The 7,381-nt window shown below is 67.0% G+C and carries 4 protein-coding genes and 1 pseudogene; 3 read left to right on the forward strand and 2 right to left on the reverse strand.

The window, feature by feature from the left end; genetic code table 11:
* The first annotated feature begins 524 nt into the window (after nt 1-524).
* The 3 genes and pseudogenes from ABZ321_RS57965 (at nt 525) to ABZ321_RS57975 (ending at nt 3,878) form a co-directional block, all read left to right on the forward strand.
* Entirely contained in the window at nt 525-1,169 is a 645-nt protein-coding gene (locus ABZ321_RS57965) for a site-specific integrase (RefSeq protein ID WP_354905618.1), read from the forward strand.
* A gap of 514 nt (nt 1,170-1,683) precedes the next feature.
* Nucleotides 1,684-2,796, forward strand: a pseudogene (locus ABZ321_RS57970) (S8 family serine peptidase); the annotation flags it as partial.
* The gene (locus ABZ321_RS57975) at nt 2,739-3,878 is read left to right on the forward strand and encodes a hypothetical protein (protein ID WP_354905621.1); all 1,140 of its coding nucleotides are present in this window, start codon (nt 2,739-2,741) and stop codon (nt 3,876-3,878) included. The pseudogene ABZ321_RS57970 and the gene ABZ321_RS57975, both read left to right, overlap by 58 nt.
* Before the next feature lie 51 nt (nt 3,879-3,929).
* Here the strand turns inward: ABZ321_RS57975 and ABZ321_RS57980 are convergent, their stop codons facing one another.
* Nucleotides 3,930-5,180 carry a peptidase M23 gene (locus ABZ321_RS57980; protein ID WP_354905624.1) on the reverse strand — a complete coding sequence of 417 codons (1,251 nt, stop codon included), beginning with the start codon at nt 5,178-5,180 and terminating at the stop codon, nt 3,930-3,932.
* 493 nt (nt 5,181-5,673) lie between these two features.
* Nucleotides 5,674-6,324 (reverse strand): BPL-N domain-containing protein, encoded by a 651-nt coding sequence (locus tag ABZ321_RS57985; protein ID WP_344508936.1) that lies wholly within the window; start codon nt 6,322-6,324, stop codon nt 5,674-5,676.
* Nucleotides 6,325-7,381 lie beyond the last annotated feature (1,057 nt).

The following is a 7,381-nucleotide window of genomic DNA, read 5'->3' on the forward strand; positions in this document are numbered from 1 at the left end:
TCTTCCTGATCTTCCAGCGCAACTTCGTCAAGGCGCTGATGCAAGGAGCCGTCAAGTGACGGACCGAGTCCCGCCCCTGGAGGTTCCATCGCATCCGCGCTGTTCAGGTCGCGCTGGCCCTCCTCGGCAGCGACCGGCGTTCGCCGGAGCCCTGGCATGCACTCCGGCCATCACCGTGACTGCAGTGCCGGGCGCCCTGTCCGCCCAGGGGCACGGCGCCGGCGGTCAGACCTGTTCTCGGCCCAGCTCCCCGACCGCGGAGCACCACGGGCAGGCAAGGTCCTGGCGCCACGTCGAGGACGAACGAGCAGAGGCTGCCGTCGGTGCCGTTTTGTGAACTCGACGACGCACGGTGATGGATACAGGGCCTGCCGCTCGCTCAGCCACGGATACGGCATCCCGGAAGTCGCCGAACGCCTGGGCCATGCCCCCGCGACGTTGATGCGCTATTACTCCCGCGTCAACGCAGGGCGTCGTCGCCGAGCCGCCGACGACCTCGCCAGCCTCATCGCACCAATCGACCGGTGTGGACCTTGGCCGAAGCTCGACGCTTCCTCGAGCATGTTCGGGGTGATCGGCTCTATCCGTTGTGGCGGCTGCTGCTGACGACGGGGCTGCGCCGCGGCGAGCTGTGTGGGCTGATGTGGCGTGATCTGGAGCCGGAGCAGGGCAGTCTCAAGGTGTGCCGGCAGCGAATCGTCGAGGACCCGACGAGCCAGGTGCGGGAGAAGCCGCCCAAGTCCCACAACGGCACCCGCACCCTGCTGCTGGACCCGGCGACCCTCACGACGTTGAGCACCGCGAAGGCGCACCCGAAGACACCGACGGGGTCGCGGTACATGTTCACCGGCCGTACTGGTCAACCGCTGCGGCCGGACAATGTCACCAGCCGATTCAACCGACTCGCCGCACGTGCCGGGGTCCGCCCGATCGGACCGCATCAGGTCCGGCATCTGCTGGTCTCGAGCTTGCTCGATGACGAGTACGGCATTCACGAGGTCGCCGAACTCTCGGGCATGACCCCGGCACCTCATGCGCTACTACACGCGGGTCAGCGCCGCCCGGCGCCGCCAGGCCACTCTGCGCATCGCCGAGCTCATTGCGTCCTGATCTGGGCAGGTGGACTGGCCCGGCAGGTCCGGCGGTCGCACGTATGGTCGTCACGATGAGGTGATCTGTTGGACCCCTTTTACTCGGCCGGCTTATGCTTTCGGTGACCTGGGAGAACGTGCTTGAGCACGTCGCTGGGGCCTCCAACGACTGGGGGTCAAGGGGTCGTGGGTTCGAATCCCGCCGTCCCGACAAGTAGAGGGTTTCCGCAGGTCAGGCTACCTGCAGAAGCCCTCTTTCATTCTTTGATTTGAATGTCGGGTCAAGCATGTCGCTACTGAACCCCTTGACTCGGCTTGTTCGGTTCCAAACGATCTGGAATCCGGGCGTGTTCTTGCTGGTCACTGGCTTGCGCTTCCGTGTCTGCCTTCGCGCGGGCCAGTGATCAGACACCTTGACGTTGCGCCTGAAAGAGTCAAGGTGTCTCGCCCCTTTGGATCATGGCTCTGGGTGGTCCGTTGCGGGCACACACCGCCCTCGATTGCGTGCAGGCCTTCTTCGATCAGGTGCCCACCCTGCTGCAACCACCCGGCCGGCTGCTGGTGACCAGGGTCGGGAACCAAGACCGACCAGCTCGCTGACTTCTCCAGCCGCGGCCCGCGCACCGGTGACCAGTCGATCAAGCCCGACCTGACCGCGCCCGACGTGGACATCACCGCCGCGCGTGGCAAGGACGCCGGATTCGGCGAGCCCGGCCAGCCGTACGTAACGCAGTCGGGCACATCGATGGCGACCCCGCACGTGGCCGGGGCCGCCGCGGTACTCAAGCAGCGACACCCGCAATGGTCTCCGGAGCAGCTGAAGGCCGCGTTGATGGGCTCGGCGCAGCCTAATCCCTCGCTGGGTGTCTTCGCTCAGGGTGCCGGCCGGCTGGACCTGGCCCACGCCATCACCCAACCCGTCTTCGCCACACCGGCCGACCTCAGCTTCGGCGAGCAACGCTGGCCACACGGCGACGACCAGCCCATCACCACCGAGCTGACCTACACCAACGCCGGCCCGGACGACATCACCCTGAACCTCGCGGTCACCGCGACCGGGCCGGCGGGCCGTCCCGCACCAGCGGGGATGTTCACCCTCTCCCGCAACCCCCTCACGGTGCCGTCGGGCGGCAGGGCCACCGTCACCGCGGACACCCGGGTGGGCACCGAGGACGACGCGTTCACCGGCTACCTCACCGCCACCGGCGGCGGCGTTCAGGTGCGATCCCCGCTCGCCGTCGCCCGGGAAGTGGAGAGCTACGACCTCACTCTCGTACACACCGGCCGCGACGGCACGCCCAGCAACGTCTACTCCACCGCGGTGATCCCAGCGGATGCCGAGCTCGCACTCTGGGACATCCGCCAGTTCTGGGGCGGCGACAGCACCGTCACGCTGCGACTGCCGAAAGGCCGCTACATCATCGACAGCATGATCGTCGGCGCGGAGGACACGACGATGCTCAACCAACCGAAGGTCGACCTCAACGCCTCGCAACAGGTGAACCTGGACGCCCGGCTCGGCAAACCGATCCGCGTTGGGATCCCGGACCGATCGGCGATCTCGGTGTGGGCCGAGGTCACCACGATCAGCCACCAGGGCAGCTCCGGCGTGAAGGATTCCGTGGTCGGCGCATCCTTTGCCGGCATGTGCACCGCGCGCGGATCGGTCCGCAGGTCAGCGAGCCCTTCGTCACCTCCGTCGTGAACAGCGTCTGGGCCCGCCCAGGCCCGGACGGCACGATCACCGACAGCCCCGAGATCTACAATTTGACCTGGGTCAGCAAGGGTCAGATGATCACCGGGTTCAACCGGCAGGTCACCAGCCGGGATCTGGCCACCGTGCGCGCCGACTACGGCAGCCAGGCCACCGGCGTTCTGACCTCGCCATACGTCAACGCGACGATTCCACCCTGGCGTGACGGTGGGATCGCCTCGTCACCCGACGGCGAGGGGCCCGCTTTCAACTACGGCGTGCCGTTCCACGCGCCGTTCACCCGCACCGTGCACTACTCCACCGAGGGCAGGCTGCGTTGGCAGGATGAAATCATGGAAGGCCCAGGGGTCGCCTACATCGTCTCCGCACCCACCGTCTACCAGCCCGGGCAGCATGACGCCCAACGGTGGAACCGCGGCGTCTTCGGCCCGTCCTTCAGCCCCAGGAACCCGCCGTACCGCGACAGGGACCTGATCTGGCCCTTGGTGGGCCTGTACGGTGACGGCGCCGGCCGTTTCGGCAGGTCCTACACGGCGGACGCGCGGACCACGCTGACCCGTGACGGCGTCGAGATCCCCGGCTCGGAGGCCGAGGGCGTCGTGCAGTTCAGCGTCCCGGCGGGCGAGGGAACCTATCGACTGCAGATCGAGGCCGACCGCGGCGCCCCCGGCACGCTGTCCACCTGCACCAGCGTCGCGTGGACCTTCCGCTCCGCGTACACCACCACGCGAACCGCCCTGCCCCTCTCGGTGATCCGCTTCAGCCTCAAGCTCAACGCGCTCAACACCGCACGCGCGACCGGCAGGTACGCCGTTCCAGTCACCGTCACACCACTGCCAGGCTCGACCGCCACCGCGCCCACCACGCTCACCGTCGAGGTCTCCTACGACGACGGCGGCAGCTGGCAACCGGCCCCGCTCCAGCGAGCCGGCGACCAGACCATCGAGACGCTGCAACACCCCAACCGCGATGGGTTTGTATCCCTGCGAGCCACCTCCATCGACGCCAACGGCACCAAGGTCGAACAAACCATCATCCGCGCGTACCGCATATCAACCGAACTGGGCGACTGAACCAAATGGTCCGGACCGGTATTGACGCCGGTCCGGACCACCTTGTACCGCCTAACAGTTCGGCCCGATGGTGTCCGCTCCGGTGTAGACGTACGCGTCGCTGACCCAGGTGCCGTCGGTCAGCTTGTCCCAAACCGCGGTGGGGCCCCAACGGCCGGTGAGGTTCGTGCCGTTGCGCCAGCAGGAGATGGTGACGGTGGTGCCGTCGGTAACGGAACCGACGATGGCGTATCCGGTGCCGGGTCCTGAGCGCTTGTTGATGTACGTATCGTCGTTGGCGTCGACGATGCCCTGGTTGAAGTTGAGGGCGCCATAGTTGTACAGCGCTCCACCGGCGTCCGTGTGCTGCCCCCCGGCATCGACCTTCGTGCTGCCGTGCAGCGCGTAGCCGGCGTACGGCGCCGGCCCACTGATGAACACCCAATTACCGGCAGATCGCGTGTTCCACGACACTCGGGTGCTGCCGTTGAGGATGGACCAATGGACGTGCCGATAGGGGGCGGAACCGCCACAGGACACGTCGGTGCCGGTGTAGCCGAGGAATGCCCCTTCGCTGACGGAGCCGCCGTTGTAGTTGACAGGCGCCCACAGGTGATAATGGTCGGTGGTGTAGCCACTGCCGTGGTAGACACGCACCCAGCCGCCGTACTGGCCCGAGCTGTTCCCGTCGCACATCAGGTATGCGGTGCCGCTGCCGGGGGCCAGCACGCGGAAGTCACCACCATTCAGGTCTATTGAGCTGTATGGGGTGTCGGAGCCGTTCCAACCGTGCGGGCCGCCGGTGAGTCTCCAGGACTGGCCGATCGCGAAGGGCAGGCGCAACCCGGTGTTGTATGTGGTGTCCGCCGTGGACATTATCGTGGCGGCGGCCGGCCCCAGCACTTGGCGCTCCCGAGCGGACACGATGGCTGCCGGCGCTTGACTGGCCAGAGCGCTGAATTGCGCGGTGCCGTCGAGGATTGCCTGCCAGCCAGTACCGGTGCGGTGGGCGAGAAACATCCACCCCATCGGGTACTGGTCGGGCTTCGCGGGTGCGGTCAGAACCGCGCTGCCGAAGGCCCAGTCGCCGGCTCGACGTTGGACGTCGACCCGCGATTGCCGCCCGGCGGCGGTTGCCTGCAACTGGCTTTGTTGCGCCCGCTGCATGATCGCGGCGGATACGGTTTCGTACAAGCTGCTGCCCGGGGCGACCGGCTGGGCGGCCGCCGAGGTCTGGGCGGAAATCGCTCCGAAGAGCACCGCAAGTAGCGTGATCATTGCGGCGGCGAACGCGCGTCTGACGATGGAGGGGTACGCGGGCACGGCTTGCTCCTATCGGGTCGACGAAGGCTGGTATGCCTTGATCAACTGGCTTGGGGCGGGAAACCCCATCGGAACCATGCCGGTGAATATATTGCAAGAAATCCGATCATAGAAAATTACATCAATGTGGTTCACCCGAAATGTGGGCACTGGGATGCTTATCAAATTTGTGACGGGTTGGATTGATCGGATCGTGGCCGTGTCGATGATGGTGACGGTGGCCGTCCCCAGGTGGATCATCTGGAGATCTTCGGAATCTGGAAATGAGCCTATTGGATAGCATGGCAGGCCTGCCGGCATTGGAAATGCTTGCCGGCGCGGTGCCCATTCCGGGATGATCCAGGTGGCCTGGTCGGAAAACAACGATGACCACGTCGGGTGAGCGCCAAAGGCATCGACCCGGGACGCTGTCGACGGTCCGGGTTGCGGGATGTCTGCCCCGGTGATGGACGTGGCGTGGTGTCAACCGGCCTGAAGGAGTGGGCGAGCTGTGTCACGACCGCATCACCGCGTCCACCAGGTCGAGGCCGAGGTCGATGCCGAGCCGGTCGACAGCCAGCCCGGCATCGGTGTACCAGTCGTCGGTGGCCTCGGGGTGGGGGCCGACGACGCCGACTCGGCCGAGCCCGAAGCCGGCGACCAAGGCGGCGGCGGTGCCGTTGGGATAGGTGGCGACGATGGTTGCGTCGCTGCCGGGCCGTAGCCAGAAGTATGGGCCGTCTTGGAAGAACAGCGTGCGCCGCCGGCCCCGCCACACAACCTCGACGATGGTGTTGTCTTTCGATGCGATGGTGGCGGCGGGCGAGGCGATGTACTGGTCGGTGTCCCCGGGGAGCAGGTCGAAGCCGGGGGTGGCGCCGGCGAGGTAGCCGCCGAGACAGAACCCGAGATATCTGCCGCCGTTGCCCACGAATGAGCGGATCTCGTCGCGGTGGCGGCGCAGCTGCCGGTAGCCGTGGGCGAGGGTGCCCCCGCCGGGCTGCGCGTACAGGACCGCGCCAGCCAGGGCCTCGGCGGAGATCGGCAAGTTCTCGTCGGGGCCGACGTGGCGGACGTCGAAGCCCCACCGGCTGGATTGGAGCAGCGCTGCTACAGCCTCTGGGCAGCCGGGCAGCGACGCCGGCCCCCGGTACACCAGCGCCACCGGCGGATCGCCTCGCGTGTGACTGGGCAGCCAGGAGAGCACACGGCGTGCGGCTGACTGCAGCTGACTGGCGCCGGGCACCGGCGCGCGCTTCCTACTGATCACTTCGACCTCCCCTGGAGTGACTTGTCGAGTATCAGCGCGGCGCAGCGGACGCCTCCGCCGCAGCCAGGTCGGGGTCGTATCAGCGGTGCTGACCGTACGCAACGGCGTGCATGCGCCGGTCGGTGCGCTGCCCGTTGCCGACCAGCAGCAGGTCGCCGTAGGCGAGGGCGTCGCCCTGGCCGCGGACCGGAAATGCATAGGGTCGCGGACCAGCAGTTCGGCGACGGTGGCACCGGCGCGAACCGTGACGGCGGCCGTCGCCGTCACGCGGCCCTCGAACATCTCGGCCTGCGGGATCGCCGAATGCGCCACGGGCGATCCCGCGGTTGTGGCGGACTACCGGAATCCGTGCCACTCGTCGGGGCGTGGCGGCGCCGCGCGACGCGGACGTCTTCGTCGGGCGATCAACAAACGACACTTTGCCCAGCCATGTGATCGTTTCCTGTTCCATCACAAACCCGGTACCTGGCGCCGAGTGGCGCCATTCAAGCTTGACAGTTTCAGAGCAGGGCACGGGGCATTCGGCAAACAATTTTCACCACGAGACCAGCATGCCCGGCCCGGCGCCCACCTGAATCGGCCACAGTACGCTCCCAGCGGTTTGAGGTGAGCCCACGGTGAGGCGTCGCGCGGCGAGAGTGTCGAGGACGGCGACGACCTGCGCGGCCTTGGGGAGCTGTGCGCCTGCCGAAAGGCCTCGTCCGTGCAGCTCAAGCCGCATGTTGATACTCGTGAAGGACACCGCCGAGGCGGTCTCGTCGGCGTATGTCGAGGTGGGCGATTCGTCGTCGATCCGTGATCGGCGTGGGGACAGTTCGTAGGGGTGCGGCTTGCGTCATGGCTTGGTGGGCTCGGTAGGTGTTGTAGTACTGCTCGTACTGGTGCGGAGCGTGGCGTAGGTGGCGTTCGTTCCAGATCGGGGTGCGGTCGAGTAGCTCGTGGCGGCAGGACT

The sequence above is a fragment of the Dactylosporangium sp. NPDC006015 genome (assembly GCF_040614215.1).
In the GTDB taxonomy this organism is placed as follows: domain Bacteria; phylum Actinomycetota; class Actinomycetes; order Mycobacteriales; family Micromonosporaceae; genus Dactylosporangium; species Dactylosporangium maewongense.